Genomic DNA, 17726 nt, shown 5'->3' with positions numbered 1-17726 from the left:
TACGATTTGTGTCGAGTAGCGTGCCGAATCATCGGCTGGACCTGCGCATGTTCTGTTTTGTAACATGTTCTAGTTATGAGGGAAATGAGGGCAGGGCTGTGACGGATGAGCCGCTCGGCAGCCATGTGCTGGAACTACAGGTGACCGAGGTCGTCGAGGAGACCGCCGACGCCCGCTCGCTGGTGTTCTCGATTCCGGACGGGAGTGACATTCCCGCGGACCGGCTTCGCTACTCACCCGGTCAGTTCCTGACCCTGCGGGTGCCGAGCGAGAAGACCGGGTCGGTGGCCCGCTGCTACTCGTTGTCGAGCGCGCCGGCGGTCGACGAGCATCTCACGGTCACCGTCAAACGGACCGCCGACGGCTACGCGTCGAACTGGTTGTGCGACAACGCCCACGCCGGGATGCGGATGCACGTGCTGGCTCCGTCGGGCACGTTCGTGCCGAAGAACCTGGACACTGATCTGTTGCTGCTGGCCGCCGGCAGCGGCATCACGCCGATGATGGCGATCTGCAAATCCGCACTCGCCGAGGGCAGCGGGAAGATCGTGCTGGTCTACGCCAACCGCGACGAGAACTCGGTGATCTTCTCCGCCGCATTGCGTGACTTGGCGGCGGCACACCCGGACCGGTTGACGGTCATCCACTGGCTGGAAACCGTGCAGGGCCTGCCCAGCACCGACGCGCTGGCCACCCTGCTGCGGCCGTTCGCCGCGCACGAGGCATTCATCTGCGGGCCCGGCCCGTTCATGGCGGCCGCCGACGCCGCATTGAAGACCGTCGACGCGAAGCACATCCACATCGAGGTCTTCAAATCGCTGGACTCGGACCCGTTCGCCGAGGTGGTCATCGAGATCGACGAGGACGACGACCGCGGGCCGGCGCAGGCCGTCGTCGAACTCGACGGCACCACCCACGAGATCGAGTGGCCGCGCAAGGCAAAGCTGCTCGATGTCCTGCTCAACAAGGGACTGGACGCCCCGTTCTCCTGCCGCGAGGGACACTGCGGGGCCTGCGCGGTGCTGATGCGCAAGGGCGATGTGGACATGGAGATCAATGACGTGCTCGAACCGTCGGATCTCGACGAAGGGCTGATCCTGGCGTGCCAGGCGCTGCCCACGTCGGATTCGGTGGAAGTCACCTACGACGAATAGCGCTCGGGCTAACATTCGCCCGGACCGGGAGGAACTGCCGTGAAGAGGATTCTTGGGCGCGTGGCGACGGGTCTGACGGCCGCGGCCGTGTGTGCCACCGCCGCGTTGACCGGTCCGGCCGTCGCCGGGGCCGCGACGAACTCTGGGATGTCGTCGATACCGGCGCCGGGCGGCACGCTCGAAGTGCACGCCACCGCCGACTGCGTGCAGGCGCAGGGGCGGTGCTTCTTCAACACCCAGATCAACCTGCTGACCCCGGAAGGGCCGATCGGCTTCCCGGGCGAGTTCTGGGCGCGGCAGACCATCACCGTGCGCAGCACCGACCGCAGTGTCTTCCAGGAAGTCAGCTACAGCGCACCGTCGGGCGCACCGCCGGAAAGCAAGGGCGCCAACATCAACAACGTCCTCTCCCGGTCCTTCAAGGCCGTCAGCGGTAACGAGATCTCGGTCACCTACTTCGGCGGTGGACCGCTCGAGCGTTTCCGCACCGACGGTACCGCCGTGCAAACCGACTGGGCCACCGGCAAACCCACGACCGAAGCCGGTTTCATCGTGTGTTCGAACGTTCAGGTCGTCTACTCCGAGGTGAACTTCACCACCCCGGCGGCGTGCGCGCAGACCACTTTCAGCTGACCTACGCTGGTGACATGGCACCCACCGACCGGTTCCGTGCCCGCAAGCAGCCCCGCCAGCAGCGCTCGGCTCAGACCCGTCGCGACATCCTGGATGCGGCTGCCCGCGTCTTCAGCGAGCACGGCTACGCCGCGGGCACCACGAACCGCATCGCCGCCGCGGCCGACGTGTCCATCGGCTCTCTGTATCAGTACTTTCCGAACAAGGACGCCATCCTCGCCGCGCTCAGTGACGCGCACTTCGACGCCGGCACCACGCTACTGACCGAGCGGCTGCGCGACGGCCTGCCCGAGGCGCTCGAGGATCTGGTGCGACTGTTCGTGCGCGCCGCCATCGACAATCACCGCGACGACCCCGCGCTGCACCGGGTCCTCTTCGAGGAGGCGCCCCGCTCGGCGGCGCTGCTGAACCGGTTGCACGACACCGAGGCCCGCGGTGTCGCCGGTGTCACCGAACTGCTGCGCCACCACCCCGAGGTCCGGGTCACCGACCCGGAATTCGCGGCCCGGCTGACCATCGCCAGCGTAGAATCGCTGGTGCACCGGCTCATCGGGGCGCCGGTGGACACCGGGCAGCTCGAAGACGAGGTGGTCCGGCTGCTGACCAGTTATCTCAGCGCGGCAGTCCCAGCAGCCGCTCCCCCGCCAGCGTGAGCAGGATCTGCTCGGTGCCACCGGCGATGGACAGGCATCGGGTGTTCAGGAAGTAACGCACGTCCGGGGAATCCACGATGCCCGCGCCATCCAGGAAGTCCATCACCGTCTCGGCCAGACCCTGGCGATAGCGCACCCCGATCAGCTTGCGCACACTCGACGGCGCACCGGGATCGTTGCCGCCGACCGCCAACCGCGCGATCAGCTGGTCCAGCAGCGAACCCACCTGTGCCGCAATGATCAACGTCCCCAGCCGGTCGGCCTCCGCGCCGTCCAGTTCGCGGTCCCCGATCACCTCGAGCAGGTGCTCCATCCCCTTGTCGAGGGCGCCGCCGGTGGCGATCGCGACGCGCTCATTGGCCAGCGTCGTGCGCGCCAGCGGCCATCCGCCGTCGACCTCGCCGACCACCAGATCGTCGGGCACGAACAGGTCGTCGAAGAACACCTCGTTGAACAGGGCCTCGCCGGTGATCTCGCGCAGCGGCCGGATATCGATACCGGGCGAGTTCATCTCGACAAGGAAATAGGTGATGCCCTTGTGTTTCGGCACATCGGGATTGGTGCGCGCCAGGCAGATGCCCCAGTTCGCGCGGTGCGCATTCGAGGTCCACACCTTCTGCCCCGTCAACAGCCAACCACCCTCGGTACGAACGGCTTTCGTGCGCAGGGCGGCAAGGTCCGAACCGGCGCCCGGCTCGGAGAACAGCTGGCACCAGTACACGTCCCCGGTGAGGGTGCCCGGGATGAACCGGTCGATCAGTTCGGGGCTGCCCGCGGACAGGATGGTCGGCGCGGCCCACCAGCCGATCGAGATGTCCGGGCGCGCCACGCCCGCCGCGTTCAGTTCCTCGTCGATGACGAGTTGCTCGGCGGGCGTCGCGTCCCGGCCGTAGGGCTTGGGCCAGTGCGGCGCCAGCAGCCCCGACTCGGCCAGGGCGCGCTGGCGCTCGTCCTCGGGCAGCTCGGCGATCTTCGCTGCGGCAGCCGCGATTTCGGGGCGGATGGCGTCCGCATCGGCCACGTCCACATGCAGCTGCCTGCGGATACCGGCACGGGTCAGTTCGACGGTGCGGCGCAGCCACCGGGACTGCCCGCCGAGGAACTGCGCGACCGCGTAGGCCCGCCGCATGTAGAGATGCGCGTCATGCTCCCAGGTGATGCCGATACCGCCGAGCACCTGAATGCAGTCCCTGGCGTTCTTCTTGGCGGCATCGATGCCGATGGACGCGGCGACCGCGGCGGCGATCGACAGCTGTTCGGCATCATCTCCGGCGGCGGCCGATGCGGCGTCGGCGGCTGCGACCGCGGCCTGCTGACTGCGCAACAGCATCTCCGCGCACATGTGCTTGACGGCCTGGAAGCTGCCGATCGGCTTACCGAACTGCTCGCGCACCTTGGCGTACTCGTTGGCGGTGTCCAGCAGCCAGCGGGCCAGCCCCGCCGTCTCGGCCGCCAGCACGGTGGCGATCAGATCGGTGACCCGCTGGGCGGAGGCGCCGAGCACCTGGGCGGGGGCGCCGGTGAGCACCACGCGCGCCAGCGGCCGGGAGAAGTCGGTGGCCTCCAGGGGCTCGACCGTGACACCGTCGGCGGTGCCGTCGACCAGCAACCAACTGTCCGAGGCGGGCAGCACGAAAACACCGGCCGGGTCCGCACCCAGGACGAACGCCGCGGTGCCCGTCGCGGTGCCCGCGTCGAAGGAGATGTCGGAGGCGAACGCGATACCTGCGCTGCGCTCTCCACCGGCGAGCGCCTCCAGCACGGCGGGATCGTCGACCACCAGGGTGGCCAGCGCCGTGGTGGCCAGCGGACCGGGCACCAGGGCAGCGGCGGCCTCGTCGACCATGGCCAGCAGATCGGCGACGGTGCTACCCGCCCCGCCGAACTCTTCGGGGACCGCCACACCGAATGCCCCTAGTTGAGCAAAAGCGCTGTACGGGGCCCGCCAGGCATCGGGGTCCCCGAGCTCCACATTGCGGGTCGCCTCGATCGCTCCGGAGCCTCCGGCCCAGCTACGCACCAGTTCACGGGCCGCGAACTCATCGGATGTGTCGGTCTGCACTGACAACACGGACACCGGCAACTCCTAGCCATTGGGTGAGAAGGCTCCGCTTCCCACTAGAACGTGTTCTAATAGTGCCAGCGCACGGACGTCAAGTCGACCACTGTCACGGCCGCGACGCGCCGTTGTGATCTGGAGCGGGGAGGTGAGCGATCAACAGCCGGCATGCGTATCGTTTTCCCCTTAAGCGCATCACGAAGGAGTTGTCCGCCACATGTCGTCGCCTGCACAACCCGGATCGGGTTCTGACTCACCCCGTCAGGTGATGGCCGTGGCCGTTCTCTCCGAATCCGAGCTTGGTTCCGAGGCGCAGCGCGAACGCCGCAAGCGCATCCTGGACGCCACCCTGGCCATCGCCTCCAAGGGCGGCTACGAGGCCGTCCAGATGCGGGCCGTCGCCGAGCGCGCCGATGTCGCCGTCGGGACCCTCTACCGCTACTTCCCGTCCAAGGTGCACCTGCTGGTGTCCGCGCTGGGCCGGGAGTTCGAACGTATCGACGCCAAGACCGACCGCGCCACCCTCACCGGCGGCACCCCGTACGAACGCCTGAACATCATGGTGGGGCGGCTCAACCGGTCCATGCAGCGCAACCCGCTGCTCACCGAGGCCATGACCCGCGCCTTCGTCTTCGCCGATGCCTCGGCGGCCGGCGAGGTCGATCACGTGGGCAAGCTGATGGACTCCATGTTTGCCCGCGCGATGAGCGAAGGCGAGCCCACCGAGGATCAATTCCACATCGCGCGCGTCATCTCCGATGTGTGGCTGTCCAACCTGTTGGCCTGGCTGACACGGCGCGCATCGGCCACCGACGTGGCCAAACGGCTCGACCTGGCGGTCCGGCTGCTCATCGGCGACGGGGAACAACCTAAGGTGTGACCGTGCTTGATGCCGGTCTGCAGCGCGCCCTCACCGAGGCGGCGGCCACCCCGCGCCTGCTGGTCACCTCCGATTTCGACGGCACGTTATCGCCGATCGTCAACAACCCCGCAGACGCCCGGCCACTGCCCGAGGCGGCGGCGGCACTCGAAGAACTTGCCGGCCTGCCCGACACCGTCGCCGCCCTGATCTCCGGGCGGGCGCTGTCGGTGCTGCGCGAACTGTCCGGGATGTCGGATGCGGTGCAGGCGGTCGGCAGCCACGGCGCCGAGTTCGACACCGGATTCGCCCACCCGATCGACACCGCGCTGCTGACCCGAATCATCGACGAGCTCAACGTGATCGCCGCCGGGAGACCGGGCGTGACGGTGGAACCCAAGCTGGCCAGCGTGGCGCTGCATGTGCGCAACGCCTCGGAAGCCGACGGTGCGGCCGCGCTCGCGCTGGCCACCGCGGCCGCCGAGTCCTGGGATGCACACACCACCGCGGGTAAGGCGGTGCTCGAGTTCGCGGTGATCGTCACCGACAAGGGCGAGGCCGTTGACATCCTGCGGAACCGTTGTGCGGCAACGGCAGTGGTCTTCCTCGGCGATGACGTCACCGACGAGAAGGCATTTCGGCGGATGCGCGACGGCGATATCGGCATCAAGATCGGGCCTGGTGAGACGCTGGCCGGTTTCCGGGTGGACACCCCGGCAGATGTGGCGACGGTGCTGCGGTTCCTGGTCGATGCCCGATTGCCTGATCGGCAAGATTGATTGCTCTTCTGTCCATCGGCCACGCATCCTGGAGCCATGACCGATACCCCGGCACAGATGCTGTTCGACCAATGGGACGAGCGCTACCACGCTTACCTGGATCGACTACCCGCCCAACGCCCCAACCCCGCCGTCGTGGCCGAGATCAGCGGCCGCTCAACGGGTTCGGCACTCGACATCGGGTGCGGCATGGGCGCCGATGCGGTCTGGCTGGCCACTCAGGGCTGGGACGTCACGGCCATCGATGCCTCCCGGGTGGCACTGGATGAAGCCGCGGCGGCGGCCGACCGGGCGGGTGTGGCGGTGACCTGGGTCCGGTCCCGCCTGGAGGATCTGGACCTGCCCGACGGCGGCTTCGATCTCGTCACCGCGCACTACCCGGCCCTGCTGCACTCGCCGGGACGGGATGCCGAACGGGCGCTGCTGGCCGCGGTCGCGCCCAGCGGTCTGCTGCTGGTGGTGCATCACGCCGATATCGACGTGGAACTGGCCAAGTCGCACGGATTCGATCCGGCGCTCTACCTTCTGCACGACGATGTGGTCGCCCTGTTCGGGACCGACTGGGAGGTGACCGTGGACCGCCGGCGGCAGCGCGCGGTGCCGGCGGGCCCGGACGGTCAGCACACCCATGACGATGTGCTGCTGGCGCGGCGCCGGAGCTAGGCGGGTGGGCCGGAGGTGCGTCCCCGCACCACCTCGGTGCCGAGCACCTCGACGACCGGCAGACCCGAGCGCGGCGGGTTGTGCAGCAGGTCCCCGGCGCGGCGGCCCTTCTCCATGCTGGGCTGGGTGACGGTCGTCAGGCCGCGGGCCAGTGCCTCGGGCACCCCGTCGAAACCCGTCACCGTCAGCTGCCCAGGCACGAAGATGCCGTGCGCCCGTAGATAGTCCATCGCCGAGAGCGCCAGCACGTCGGCGGTGCACATCAGGGCGGTGATGCGCGGGTTGGCGGCCAGCGCCACCTCGGCCGCCGCACCACCGGACTGCGGCAGATGTTCGTAGCTCTCCACCACGGTCACCGACGCCGGATCCAGTCCGGCCGCGCTCATCGCGTCGTACACCCCGTGCACCCGCTCACGCTGGACCAAAAAATGCGGGGTGTTGAGCCGCTCCGGATCGGCGACCATGGGCCTGGTGCTCTCGTGCGGCCATTCCCGACCGAGCCGCATGGTCAGCACACCGATCTCGCGATGGCCCAATCCCACAACATGTTCCGCGAGTTCACGCATGGCCGCACGATCGTCGATGCAGACCCGCGACGCGCCGGGGACATCCCCGGGCTGGTCGACGACGACGATCGGCAGATGGCGTTGCAGCAGGACCGGTAGGTAAGGGTCGTCGTCGGAGGCCGAATAGACGACGAATCCGTCGACGCCCGCGGAGAGCACCGCCGCCGAACCGTCGTCGACGCTGCGGTTGGGGCCGGCCGCCACCAGCAGCAGACCCTGCCCGGCCTCCTCACACGATTCGGCAAGCCCGGCAACAAAATCCAGGGCCGCCGGATCGCTGAACGCATAGTTGAGCGGCTCGGTGATCATCAGGCCGACCGCACCGGCCCTACGGGTACGCAGCGACCGCGCGACCGGGTCGGGGCCGGCGTAGCCCAATTCCTTTGCCGCGGCGAGCACCCGCTCGCGCAGATCGGCCGACAACTGGTCGGGCCGGTTGTAGGCATTGGAGATGGTGGTGCGCGAAACGTTGAGTTCGGCGGCCAGTGATGCCAGCGTCGCGCGCCTCCGCGGCGCCGGACTTCTGGACATGCCTGTTGAGGCTAGCGGACGACGGCGCCGATCCGGTTACCCGACCACACCGCGAGCCAGATGGCGCACGCGATGGTGACGATGACGAAGCTCGGTGGCATGTTGAACAGCGCCGACAACGCCAGGCCCGCCCACACCGAAACCAGGCTGATCACCGTGGAGATCGCCATCGCCGCCAGCGGTCGCGCGGTCAGCATGATTGCGGTCGCGGCCGGGGTGACGACCAGTGCGAACAGCAGCAAGGTGCCGACGGCCTGCACGGCCATCGTCACGGACAGGCCGAGCAGCGCCATGAAAATGACCGACAATGCCCGCACCGGAACGCCCTTGGCCTCGGCGACCTGAGCGTTCACCGAGGCGAACATCAAGGGGCGGTACACGATGACGACGGTCGCGGCGATCACCAGCAGCAGCGCGGTGAACGTCAGCAACTGCTGGTGGGTGATGGCCAGCAGATTGCCGAACAGCACATTGGTCAGCGTCGACGAGTTCTTGGTGGCCAGCGAGTTGAAGAACAAGCCGAAGCCGGTCGCCAGCGCCAGCACCGTGCCGGTGGTGACCTCACGGTCACCGGCGCGCTTACCCATCGCCCCGATCACCAAGGCGCCGCCGATGCAGAACACGCCCAGCCCGAGCACCACGGGCAGGCCGAGCAAGGCGGCACCCGTGGCTCCGGGCAGCCCGATATGGGCCAGCGCATGCGCGGCGAACGCGGTATTGCGCACGATGATGAAGTAGCCGATCAGACCGGCGGCCAGGGCCACCAATGTCCCGCCGATCAAGGCATTGCGCATGAACGCCGACGTCAGGATCTGCCACCAGTTCTCCTGATAGCCCAGCGCCAGATACACCTGGGTACTGCCCATCTAGGTGGTCCTCATGTACATCTGCCCCTGCAGGGTGTTGGCCACCGCCACCGTGGTGCCGTAGAGGTGGGTCAGCAGATCGGCGTCGACGACCTGATCGATGGCGGCGTGATGGGCGTGCCCGTCGAGCAGGTACACCGCGCTGTCCAGTACCGAGAGCAGCGGATTGAGGTCATGGGCGACAACGAGAATGGTCACGTCGTACTCGGAGTTCAGCCGGGACAGCAGCTGCACGATCTCGTGCTGGTTGCGCAGGTCGAGCGCGGCGAGCGGTTCGTCGAGGATGAGCAGGCGCGGGCGGGACACCAGGGCGTTGGCCAGTGCGATGCGTTGACGCTGCCCGCCGGACAGCTGGGACACCCGTCGGTCGGCGAACTCGCCGGCTTCGACGGCCTGCAGCGCCTCGGTGACCCGGGCCTTGTCGGCCGCGGTGTCGCGACGCACGCCCCACCGCCGACCGGTGAGTCCCAGCATCACGGCGTCGCGCGCGCGGATCGCCTCCCCGGCGCCGGCCACATAGTCCTGCGGCACGTACCCGATGGCGTCGTTGTTGGCCCCGGGCCGCCCGCCGAGCACCTGCACCGCTCCGGATGCCACCGGCAGCAGGCCGAGCACGACCTGCAGCAGCGTCGACTTGCCCGAGCCGTTGGATCCGATCACGGCCACGATGCCGCCGGCCGGGATGGCGAAGGTGCCTTCCGACCAGATCAGCCGGCCGCCACGGACGACGCTGACATCGTCGAAGACAAGCGCGTCATCGGACACCGGATTAGTTGACACCAAGAGCCTCGGCAAGAGCGGTGAGTTGATCCACCTGCCAAGCCTCGAACGTCGGCGCGCCCGGTGCGACCGTTTCGGTGACATCGACCACCGGAACACCGGCGCTCTCGGCCGCGGCGCGCAGCTGTTCGGGCACCGAGCCCTCGGTCTGGGTGTTGTAGATCAGCACGTCCACGCCGCGATCCGACAGCAGACGCAGGAATGCGTCGAGGTCGGCCGGGGAGGGATCGGTTTCGTTCGACGAGGCGACCTGATAGCCCTGCGGGGTGCGGTTGGCCAGCCCCAGTTCGGCGGCCATGTCGTCGAACAGGCTCTCGGTGGCGGCGTAGCTCTTACCGGTGGCGCCGGCCTTGATCTGGGCGATGAGATCGCGGTAAGGCTGCAGCGCCGCGGTGAACGCGGTGTTCCGGGCGGCGAAGTATTCGCCTGCGGCCGGGGCGAGCTTGGTGAGCTCGGCGGTCACCGCGGTGGCGACGTCGGTCACCGCGACCGGGCTGTACCAGGCGTGCGGGTTGGCGTCGTCAGGATCGTGGCCCTCATGATCGTGGTCTTCGTGGTCGTGGCCCGCGTGATCGCCACCGAGGATCGCCATGGCGTCCACGACCGGTGCTTCCGGGGCGCTGTTCTCGGCCAATTTGGCCGCCCATTCGTCATAGTGGCCGCCGTTGACCACGACCAACTGGGCGCCTTCGAAGGCGGCAGCGTCCGAGGGTGCCGGTTCGAAATCGTGCGGGTCGACCGACGAGCCGGACAGCACTGTCGTCACGTTGGCGCAGGCTCCGGCGAGCGAGGACACGATCTTGCCCCACTGGTCGACGCTGACCACCACGTCGACGGGCTCGGTCGGGCAGTCCCCCTGGGCGGCGGTCGACGCCGGAGCCGGTCCGTCGTTCGTTCCGCAGGCACTCAGCGCAAAGGGGACGGCCAGCAGCAGGCCCGCGGCCAGGGCGCGGGAGGACGCAAACGAGATCACGCCGATAACGATAACCGTTTGCATTAGTAAACGCCGCATCGGACAATGTCTTATTGATAATCATTATCAATAAGGAGTGTCATGACAGCCCCCGCTCTACTTCCGGTCACCGTCCTGTCCGGCTTTCTCGGTGCCGGCAAGACCACCCTGCTCAATCACATCCTCGGCAACCGCGAGGGCCGCCGCGTCGCGGTCATCGTCAATGACATGAGCGAGATCAACATCGACGCCGCCCTGATCGCCGGGCAGGGACACCTGGAACGTGATCATTCCCCGGGTCGCTTCGCTCCTGCCCTCCGAACCGACGAGAAGCTGGTCGAACTGACCAACGGCTGCATCTGCTGCACGCTGCGCGAGGATCTGGTCGAGGCGGTCGGCACGCTGGCCCGGCAGAACCGTTTCGACCAGCTGGTCATCGAGTCGACGGGGATCTCCGAGCCGATGCCGGTGGCGGCGACCTTCGACTGGGAGTTCGAGGACGGCTTCCAGCTGGGGCAGCTCGCGAAACTGGACACCATGGTGACGGTGGTGGACGCGTCCACCTTCCTCACCGAGATCGCCAGAGGCGAGGCACTGGCCGACCGCGATCTCTCGGCGGGCGAGGGCGACGCGCGCAGCATCGCCGACCTGCTGACCGACCAGGTCGAGTTCGCAGATGTACTGCTGCTCAACAAGACCGACCTGGTGAGCCCGGCGCACCTGGGCACCGTCGAGACGCTGCTACGCCGACTCAACCCCACCGCAAAGCTGATCAGAACCCGGCATGGTGTCGTCGAGATCGCAGAAGTACTGGGCACCGGGCTCTTCGATCCGATCGCCGCGGCGCAGTCACCCGGCTGGGATGAGGAGATTGCCGAGGGACATGCGCCGGAGACCGAGGAGTACGGCATCAGCTCGATGACCTTCCGGTCCGACCGGCCGTTCCATCCGCATCGGCTCGCCGGTGCACTCGCCAAGACCACCAGGGTGTTGCGCAGCAAGGGATTCTGCTGGGTCGCGAGCCGCCCATCGATTGCCGCGATCTGGTCGCAGGCCGGACCGAACCTGGTGATCGAACCAGCGCAATACTGGTCGAACACGGACATCACGCCCGGCCAGGAGATCGTGTTCATCGGCATCGAACTCGACCGGGACAAGGTCATCCGGCTGCTGAACGACGCGCTGCTCACCGATGACGAGATTGCCGAGGGCGAGTCGGCGTGGCTCGGTTTCGCCGATCCGCTGCCGGCCTGGGGTGTGACCCAACAGCATTCGCACTGACACAGAATCCGGCCGGGGGCGTGCCCCCGGCCGGACTGCTGTTCTGCTCAGTGGTCGTGGCCGACGGCCCCGCTCAGCTCGTTGGGCGTCTGCTCCAGCGTCACCGATTCGGTGACGGTGCCCGCCGCCAGATCCACCAGGTGGATCTGCTTGGCCGCCGGGTCGCTGACGTAGACCGCGCCCTCACGGGTGAAGACAGCAGGACCTGGCTGCTGCCAGTCGTCGGGCTCGGTCCATGGCGCAGCCACCTCGATCGACGTGACCAGGTCACCGGTCACCGGATCGAACACATGCAGCTTGCCGTCGGTGCCGAGGATCAACGCCTCGGCCTGCGGGCCGCGTCCCAGTGAACGGAACCAATAGCTCACGCCCGGTGGAAGTTTCACCAGCCGCATCTTGTCGGTGGTGGTGTCGACGAGCGCGAACTGCTCGGGACGTTCCATTTCGGCATCCGCATCGACCTTCATGTCCCCCAGCACCACCGGCGAGTCCTCATGACCCCGGGTGTTGCCGACCCGCCCGTACGGCGTGGGGCTGGCGATCTTGGTGAACTTTCCGTCGGCGAACTCCAGCACGCCGTTCTCGCAGCCCAGAATCACCACCTCGTCCGCGGCCACGGTCTCGCCGTGCACGCCCGGACACTCCTCGCTGCGCGCGATCTCGCGGTCCCCGTCCAGCGCAACGGCGCCGACGCGGGTGTCCGGGTTGCCCAGGGTGTGCAGCAGGGTGCCGTCCGCCAGGATCACGGCCACCCCGTGATGCGCCTCGGGGGTGGTGAACTTCCGGGTTTCGGGCATACCGCCCTTTTCCAGGTCATGCGGATCGAAGGCGGTGATCTCCCCGGTGCCGTCGGCGAACAGCACCGTGTTCTCGCCGTGCGGCGTGACATGACCGGCCTCGACGGCGGGGAAGGTGTCCTCGGTCAGCTGCCCGCCCGCGGCATCGAGGATGCGGAAACCCTCGGTGGTGGTGACCAACACGTGGCCGTGGTCCCCTGCCGGGTTGACCCGCAGGAATCCCTCGAGTGGGATGTCCTGTCTCACCTCGAGCGTCTTGCCGTCGAGGATGTAGAGGCCCCCGTCGTAGGTGGCCACCAGCGGTTCGGCGATCGGCGCGCTCGAGGTCGACTCGGAACTGGCTGTGCTGTCGGCGTTCTCGGTGCTCGATGAGCACGCCGCCAGCGCGGCCGCCGCGAACGACACGGCTCCGACGCGGTAAAGCCACCGCGGATGGGACATTTTGGCTCCATTTCTCTGCTATCGCAGACCAGTGACGATGGCGTCGGTGTTGGCGCGCATCATGTCGAGGTAGGTGGCGCCCGGCGTGCCGGGCGGGCTGAGGGATTCGCTGTAGAGCGGCACGATGCGCACCTCGACACCGGCGTCTTCGGCGAGCACCCGGGCCAGCTTCTCCGGCTGTGAGGAGTCGACGAAGATGGCCGGCACCCGGGCGGATTCGATGGCCCCGACCAGAGATTGCAGGTCCGACGGACTGGGTGCCGCCAGGGTGGTGCCGCTGGGCACGACGGCGCCGATCACGGCGAAGCCGAAGCGCTCGGCGAGGTAGCCGAGCACGTGGTGATTGGTGACGAGCTTGCGGCGTTCCGGCGCCAGGGCGCCGAAACCGTCACCCATGGACCGATCGAGGGCGCGCAGTTGTTCGCGGTAGGTGTCGGCGTTGCGGGTCACTGCCGCGGTGTCGATCCCGTCGACCTCACGGGTGATCGTCTGCTCGATGACGTCGACGGCCGTGATCATGCGTTGCGGATCGGTCCAGAAGTGCGGGTCGGGCGTGCCCGCACTGTCGCCGCCGCGGTACTCGAGGGGTTCGATGTGATCACCGACCGCGAGCGCGGGAACGCCTTGTGCCCGCGCGCTTTCCACGTTTCGGATGATGTTCTCTTCCAGTCCGAGTCCGTTGTGGACGATCAGTCCGGCGCTGCCCATCGCCGCGGCGTCCTGCGCGGACACCCCGAACGAATGCGGGTCGGCGTTGGGTTGCATGAGCACCCGCACGGTCGCGGCATCACCCACCACGTTGCGCACCACGTCGCCGAGAATGTTGGTGGTCACCACGATCTCGCTACCGCCGGCGCTGTCCGCACACGCGGTGAGCAGCGCCCCGAGCAGCGCGAGGACAGCCAGCAGGCGGCTCACCGGCCGGCCTCCACCATGAGACCGGGCGCCACCTCGGTGCGCAGGGTGCGGGCGACGCGCAGTCCGTCGGCATAGTCGATCTCGTACACCTCGTGGGTGGCGGCGTTGTTGACATACGCGCGATCGGAGTCCAGATCGACCACCGGCTGCGGACCGTAGTGCGGAATGAGACTGGGGAACAACGGGATTCGCGCCGTCTCGGTTCTGGTTCCGATGTCGAAGGCGCTGAGTGTCCCGTCGCGGTGCAGCACCAGTACGGTCCCGTCGCCGGCGGTGTTGGTCGCCACCGCGTCGGGGACCGGGATCAACGTCCAGGATCGCTGACGGCTGTCGAGTACCCAGACGTTCCCGGCGGCCAGTCCCGCGAACACGTCGGCGCGGTCGCGGTGCTCCATGCTCGCCGGACGTTGGGACGGTGCGTCGGCCGGATACGGGGCCGCCGTCACCGTCAGATCCTTGTCACCTCCGGTGACCCGGACGGCGCCGGTCTCGCATCCGAACACCACGGCCCGCCTGCTGGTCATCACCCAGGAGGGCAGCGGGCAGTCTCCCGCCAACTCGGAGGTGCCGGCGTCGTCGGTGACCTGCAGGCGGCCGCCGGAGGCGACCGTCACCAGCCTGCTGCCGTACGGCGCGGCCGCGGCCACATCCGGCGGGACGGTGAGTTCGGACGGTGCGACGGACTTCTGCCCGAGGCGTTCCCGGTCGATCAGTTCGGTTGTCCCCGAGGGTGAACGGAGCGCCACGACGGAATTGCTCGCACTGACCGAGGCCGCCGACACATCGAGCGTCGCGGCCTCGGCCGCAGTGCCGGAAAAGTAGTGGTAGTGGTCTCCGTGGTCGAAGGTCCACGCCCCGGCATCGACGACGGTGGTGCCGCTGCGGGTCTGCAGGTAGGCGAACCGTCCATCACCCTCCAGTCCGGTCACCGGTCCGTGGGTGCCGACCGGGGTCTCGACCTCGTCGACCGCGTCGTACACCGAGGTGGCACCGGTCACGGGGTCGACGAGCACCAGCTTCGTCAGGGGCCCGTCGGCCTCGCGGGCGCCGTCCTCGACGGCAACCCCGTCGCCCGTACCGGCCGCCGGCGCCGGCGTCGGCGCGGTGGCGCATCCGGCCACCGCGCAGGAAACCACCGCCACCGCCGCGGCCTTCGTCCACCGGATGCGCAGCTGGGCCAACAGCGCCGACACGAAGAACAGCAGCACCGCGACACCGGCGATCGTCGCGCCACCCGCGGTCCCGGCATGCCAGGAGATCAGCAGGCCGAGGTACACCGCGAGTGACCCGATGACGGCCGACAGCGCCATGACACGGGGTATCGAGGTGGCCCACGCCAGCGCCGCGGCCGGCGGAGCGACCAGCAGACCGAGCACCAGCAGGGTCCCGACCACGTGGAACGACGCGACCATGGCCACCGCCATCAACACCGTGAGCGCCGGGATCGCCAACTGTGGACGCAGACCGAGGGTGGCGGCCTTACGCGGATCGAAGGTCACCGCGACGAAGGCACGGTGACCCACGATTACGGCACCCAGGGTCAGCAGCAGCGCGGCGCCGAGCACCGCGAGATCGGTGGTCCGCACCGCGAAGACATCCCCGAACAGGAACCCGGTGAGGTCGACGGCGAAGCTCTGGGACCGGGACACCACGATGACCCCGAGCGCGAGCATGCCCACCAGCAACAGTCCGATGCTGGTGTCGGCGGACAGCTTCGAGGATCTGCCGATCGCGGCGACACCGAAGGCCATGATCAGGGCGGCGGCCAGGCCACCGGCCATCAGGCTGACACCCAGCAGCGCGGCGACGGCGACACCGGGGAGCATGCCGTGGGTCATGGCTTCACCCAGGAAGACACTGCGCCGCAACAACACCCAGCAGCCGACCAGAGAGCACAGACAGGCGGCGGTCACCCCGGCCACCAAGGCGCGAAGGACCATGTCCGCCTGGAAGGGGTCGATGAGCCAGGACGTCATGCCGTAGAGTCTTATCAGTAATGAAACTCATTTTCAATAAGGTGACTCGGGTCACCGACGCCATCGAGGTGTCCGGAATCGACTTCGGCTTTTCCGGCACAACGGTTTTCCGTGGGCTGACGCTGTCGATCGCCTCGGGCGCCGTCACCGCCGTCGCGGGTTCCAACGGCTGCGGGAAGTCGACGTTGCTCGGATTGCTGGCCGGTGTGCATCACCCCGACGCCGGCACCGTCGCCCCCGGTACGCGCAATATCGCGTTCGCCGTGCAGCGCAGCGCGGTCACCGATTCGTTCCCCTTGACCGCGGCGCAGGCCGTCATGATGGGGCGGTGGCGCCACCTCGGCCTGCTGCGCCGGCCCGCAGCCGACGACCGTGCCGTCGTCGAATTCTGGCTGACCGAACTCGGACTCGCCGATCTGCGTCACCGCACGCTCGGCGAACTCTCCGGCGGCCAACGGCAACGCGTCCTGCTGGCCCAGGCCTTCGCGCAGGAGGCCCCGCTGTTACTGCTCGATGAGCCGACCACCGGGCTGGATGCCGCATCGGCGGCCATGGTGATCGGGCATCTGACGAGGCTGGCGGCCCACGGCACCACGGTGGTGGCCGCCACCCACGACACCGCGCTGATCGATTCCGCCGAGCACCGGATCGACCTCGACGAGCATCGACGCGCACTAGGCTAGAAAGCCGTGACTGTGGATCTCAATGCCGACCTCGGCGAGGGTTTCGGGGTGTGGACCCTCGGCGACGACGACGCCATGCTCGACATCGTCACCTCGGCCAACGTGGCCTGTGGGTTCCATGCCGGCGATCCGGCGGGCCTGCTGCGGGTCTGCCGGGCCGCGGCCCAGCGCGGTGTCCGCGTCGGCGCCCAGGTCAGCTATCGCGATCTGGCCGGGTTCGGCAGACGCTTCATCGATGTGGATCCCGACGAGCTGACCGCCGAGGTGATCTATCAGATCGGTGCGCTGTCCGCGATCGCCACCGCTGCGGGGTCATCGGTGACCTACGTCAAACCACATGGGGCGCTTTACAACTCGATCGTCACCAATGAGCCGCAGGCTCGCGCCGTCGCGGCGGCCGTGCACGCGGTGGACCCCGGGCTGCCGGTGCTCGGGCTGGCGGGCTCGGTGTTCTTCGACGCCGCAGGCGAACTCGGGCTGCGCACCGTGGCCGAGGCCTTCGCCGACCGCGCCTACCGGCCCGACGGGCAATTGGTGTCACGCCGCGAACCGGGCGCGGTACTGCACGACGCCGAGCAGATCGCCGCCCGGGTGCTGACCATGATCACCGAGGGCAGGGTCACCGCGCAGGACGGCACCGAGATACCGATCAGCGTGGAATCGGTCTGCGTGCACGGGGACTCGCCCGGGGCCGTGCAGATCGCCGAGGCGGTTCGGACACGGCTCGCCGAGCAAGGGATGACGCCCGCGCCGTTCAGCTAGCGGCGGCGTCCCGGTTGGCACCGCCGACGACACTGGCCAGCAGTCCTGGCAGGGCCGATTCGACCTCGTCGAGACGTAGCTTCTGATACGTCAACCCGTCGGTCACCATGCGCTCGGTGATGCCAGCCTCACGCAGGATCTTGAAATGGTGGGTGGCGGTGGATTTGTTGATGCCGTCGTAGAGCACCCCGCACTGCAGTGGCGTCTCGGCGTTGTAGAGGCGCCGGACGACCTCCAGACGCACCGGGTCGTGGATCGCCGCCAGCACCTTCTGCACCGGACCCACCGCGTGCACCGGGTACTCGGTGACCAGCGCATTGTTTGGCATCGGAATAACCTCGGTCATATTCGGTTTGATGTCTGTCAAACCCAG

Annotated in this window: 18 protein-coding genes; 9 read left to right on the top strand and 9 right to left on the bottom strand. The window is 68.2% G+C overall.

The window, feature by feature from the left end; translation table 11 throughout:
- Positions 1–98 precede the first annotated feature (98 nt).
- From AC1DTF_RS19450 to AC1DTF_RS19440, 3 genes are read left to right on the top strand one after another with little or no spacing between them, the layout of a single operon-like run.
- Positions 99–1154: a 2Fe-2S iron-sulfur cluster-binding protein gene (locus tag AC1DTF_RS19450; protein WP_477475238.1), complete on the top strand. Its 1056-nt coding sequence runs from the start codon at positions 99–101 to the stop codon at positions 1152–1154.
- Between the two features lie 60 nt (positions 1155–1214).
- Complete coding sequence (locus tag AC1DTF_RS19445; protein WP_477475237.1) at positions 1215–1787, top strand: hypothetical protein; 573 nt, start codon at positions 1215–1217, stop codon at positions 1785–1787.
- Positions 1788–1801: 14 nt separating this feature from the next.
- Positions 1802–2440, top strand: a complete 639-nt coding sequence (locus AC1DTF_RS19440) for a TetR/AcrR family transcriptional regulator (protein WP_477475236.1) — start codon at positions 1802–1804, stop codon at positions 2438–2440.
- On the opposite strand, the gene AC1DTF_RS19435 is transcribed toward AC1DTF_RS19440, so the two are convergent.
- Positions 2400–4517, bottom strand: a complete 2118-nt coding sequence (locus AC1DTF_RS19435; protein WP_477475235.1) for an acyl-CoA dehydrogenase — start codon at positions 4515–4517, stop codon at positions 2400–2402. The genes AC1DTF_RS19440 and AC1DTF_RS19435 overlap by 41 nt on opposite strands.
- 256 nt (positions 4518–4773) lie before the next feature.
- Here AC1DTF_RS19435 and kstR point away from each other — a divergent pair, with 256 nt between their 5' ends.
- From kstR to AC1DTF_RS19420, 3 genes are read left to right on the top strand one after another with little or no spacing between them, the layout of a single operon-like run.
- Positions 4774–5379 carry a cholesterol catabolism transcriptional regulator KstR gene (gene kstR, locus AC1DTF_RS19430; RefSeq protein WP_162264296.1) on the top strand — a complete coding sequence of 202 codons (606 nt, stop codon included), beginning with the start codon at positions 4774–4776 and terminating at the stop codon, positions 5377–5379.
- A complete protein-coding gene (gene otsB / locus AC1DTF_RS19425; protein WP_477475234.1) occupies positions 5376–6137 on the top strand; it encodes a trehalose-phosphatase in 762 nt (253 codons plus the stop codon). The genes kstR and otsB overlap by 4 nt, the downstream gene beginning before the upstream one ends.
- A gap of 36 nt (positions 6138–6173) precedes the next feature.
- Positions 6174–6800: a class I SAM-dependent methyltransferase gene (locus tag AC1DTF_RS19420; protein WP_477475233.1), complete on the top strand. Its 627-nt coding sequence runs from the start codon at positions 6174–6176 to the stop codon at positions 6798–6800.
- On the opposite strand, the gene AC1DTF_RS19415 is transcribed toward AC1DTF_RS19420, so the two are convergent.
- Genes AC1DTF_RS19415 through AC1DTF_RS19400 form a run of 4 tightly spaced genes read right to left on the bottom strand, consistent with a single transcriptional unit; the run spans position 6797 to position 10540 of the window.
- Positions 6797–7897, bottom strand: a complete 1101-nt coding sequence (locus tag AC1DTF_RS19415; RefSeq protein ID WP_057170862.1) for an Rv3575c family transcriptional regulator — start codon at positions 7895–7897, stop codon at positions 6797–6799. The genes AC1DTF_RS19420 and AC1DTF_RS19415 overlap by 4 nt on opposite strands.
- 11 nt (positions 7898–7908) lie before the next feature.
- A complete protein-coding gene (locus AC1DTF_RS19410; protein WP_477475232.1) occupies positions 7909–8763 on the bottom strand; it encodes a metal ABC transporter permease in 855 nt (284 codons plus the stop codon).
- A complete protein-coding gene (locus AC1DTF_RS19405; RefSeq protein WP_477475231.1) occupies positions 8764–9528 on the bottom strand; it encodes a metal ABC transporter ATP-binding protein in 765 nt (254 codons plus the stop codon).
- Positions 9529–9532: 4 nt separating this feature from the next.
- Positions 9533–10540: a metal ABC transporter solute-binding protein, Zn/Mn family gene (locus AC1DTF_RS19400; RefSeq protein ID WP_477475230.1), complete on the bottom strand. Its 1008-nt coding sequence runs from the start codon at positions 10538–10540 to the stop codon at positions 9533–9535.
- Positions 10541–10597: 57 nt separating this feature from the next.
- Here AC1DTF_RS19400 and AC1DTF_RS19395 point away from each other — a divergent pair, with 57 nt between their 5' ends.
- The gene (locus AC1DTF_RS19395; RefSeq protein ID WP_477475229.1) at positions 10598–11776 is read left to right on the top strand and encodes a GTP-binding protein; all 1179 of its coding nucleotides are present in this window, start codon (positions 10598–10600) and stop codon (positions 11774–11776) included.
- Between the two features lie 47 nt (positions 11777–11823).
- Here the strand turns inward: AC1DTF_RS19395 and aztD are convergent, their stop codons facing one another.
- From aztD to aztB, 3 genes are read right to left on the bottom strand one after another with little or no spacing between them, the layout of a single operon-like run.
- Complete coding sequence (gene aztD / locus AC1DTF_RS19390; protein WP_477475228.1) at positions 11824–13014, bottom strand: zinc metallochaperone AztD; 1191 nt, start codon at positions 13012–13014, stop codon at positions 11824–11826.
- Positions 13015–13032: 18 nt separating this feature from the next.
- Positions 13033–13932 carry a zinc ABC transporter substrate-binding protein AztC gene (gene aztC, locus AC1DTF_RS19385; RefSeq protein ID WP_477475227.1) on the bottom strand — a complete coding sequence of 300 codons (900 nt, stop codon included), beginning with the start codon at positions 13930–13932 and terminating at the stop codon, positions 13033–13035.
- Positions 13929–15908 (bottom strand): zinc ABC transporter permease AztB, encoded by a 1980-nt coding sequence (aztB, locus tag AC1DTF_RS19380; RefSeq protein WP_477475226.1) that lies wholly within the window; start codon positions 15906–15908, stop codon positions 13929–13931. Before aztB ends, aztC begins: the two co-directional genes overlap by 4 nt.
- Before the next feature lie 41 nt (positions 15909–15949).
- Between aztB and aztA the strand changes: the two genes are divergently transcribed.
- Both aztA and AC1DTF_RS19370 read left to right on the top strand, forming a co-directional pair.
- The gene (gene aztA / locus AC1DTF_RS19375) at positions 15950–16591 is read left to right on the top strand and encodes a zinc ABC transporter ATP-binding protein AztA (RefSeq protein ID WP_477475225.1); all 642 of its coding nucleotides are present in this window, start codon (positions 15950–15952) and stop codon (positions 16589–16591) included.
- Positions 16592–16597: 6 nt separating this feature from the next.
- A complete protein-coding gene (locus AC1DTF_RS19370) occupies positions 16598–17353 on the top strand; it encodes a LamB/YcsF family protein (protein ID WP_477475224.1) in 756 nt (251 codons plus the stop codon).
- Here the strand turns inward: AC1DTF_RS19370 and AC1DTF_RS19365 are convergent.
- Positions 17346–17681 carry an ArsR/SmtB family transcription factor gene (locus AC1DTF_RS19365; RefSeq protein WP_477475223.1) on the bottom strand — a complete coding sequence of 112 codons (336 nt, stop codon included), beginning with the start codon at positions 17679–17681 and terminating at the stop codon, positions 17346–17348. The genes AC1DTF_RS19370 and AC1DTF_RS19365 overlap by 8 nt on opposite strands.
- Positions 17682–17726: the final 45 nt, after the last annotated feature.

The sequence above is a fragment of the Mycobacterium sp. P4_H6 genome (assembly GCF_056400845.1).
Note: the sequence above shows the minus strand (reverse complement) of the source record. Positions and strands in the feature narration are given on the sequence as shown.

Coding starts and splice junctions, on each gene's coding strand:
- AC1DTF_RS19440 (WP_477475236.1), top strand. CDS start 1,802: ATGGCACCCACCGACCGGTTCCGTGCCCGCAAGCAGCCCCGCCAGCAG.
- AC1DTF_RS19420 (WP_477475233.1), top strand. CDS start 6,174: ATGACCGATACCCCGGCACAGATGCTGTTCGACCAATGGGACGAGCGC.
- AC1DTF_RS19415 (WP_057170862.1), bottom strand. CDS start 7,897: ATGTCCAGAAGTCCGGCGCCGCGGAGGCGCGCGACGCTGGCATCACTG.
- AC1DTF_RS19410 (WP_477475232.1), bottom strand. CDS start 8,763: ATGGGCAGTACCCAGGTGTATCTGGCGCTGGGCTATCAGGAGAACTGG.
- AC1DTF_RS19400 (WP_477475230.1), bottom strand. CDS start 10,540: ATGCAAACGGTTATCGTTATCGGCGTGATCTCGTTTGCGTCCTCCCGC.
- AC1DTF_RS19395 (WP_477475229.1), top strand. CDS start 10,598: ATGACAGCCCCCGCTCTACTTCCGGTCACCGTCCTGTCCGGCTTTCTC.
- aztD (WP_477475228.1), bottom strand. CDS start 13,014: ATGTCCCATCCGCGGTGGCTTTACCGCGTCGGAGCCGTGTCGTTCGCG.
- aztB (WP_477475226.1), bottom strand. CDS start 15,908: ATGACGTCCTGGCTCATCGACCCCTTCCAGGCGGACATGGTCCTTCGC.
- AC1DTF_RS19365 (WP_477475223.1), bottom strand. CDS start 17,681: ATGCCAAACAATGCGCTGGTCACCGAGTACCCGGTGCACGCGGTGGGT.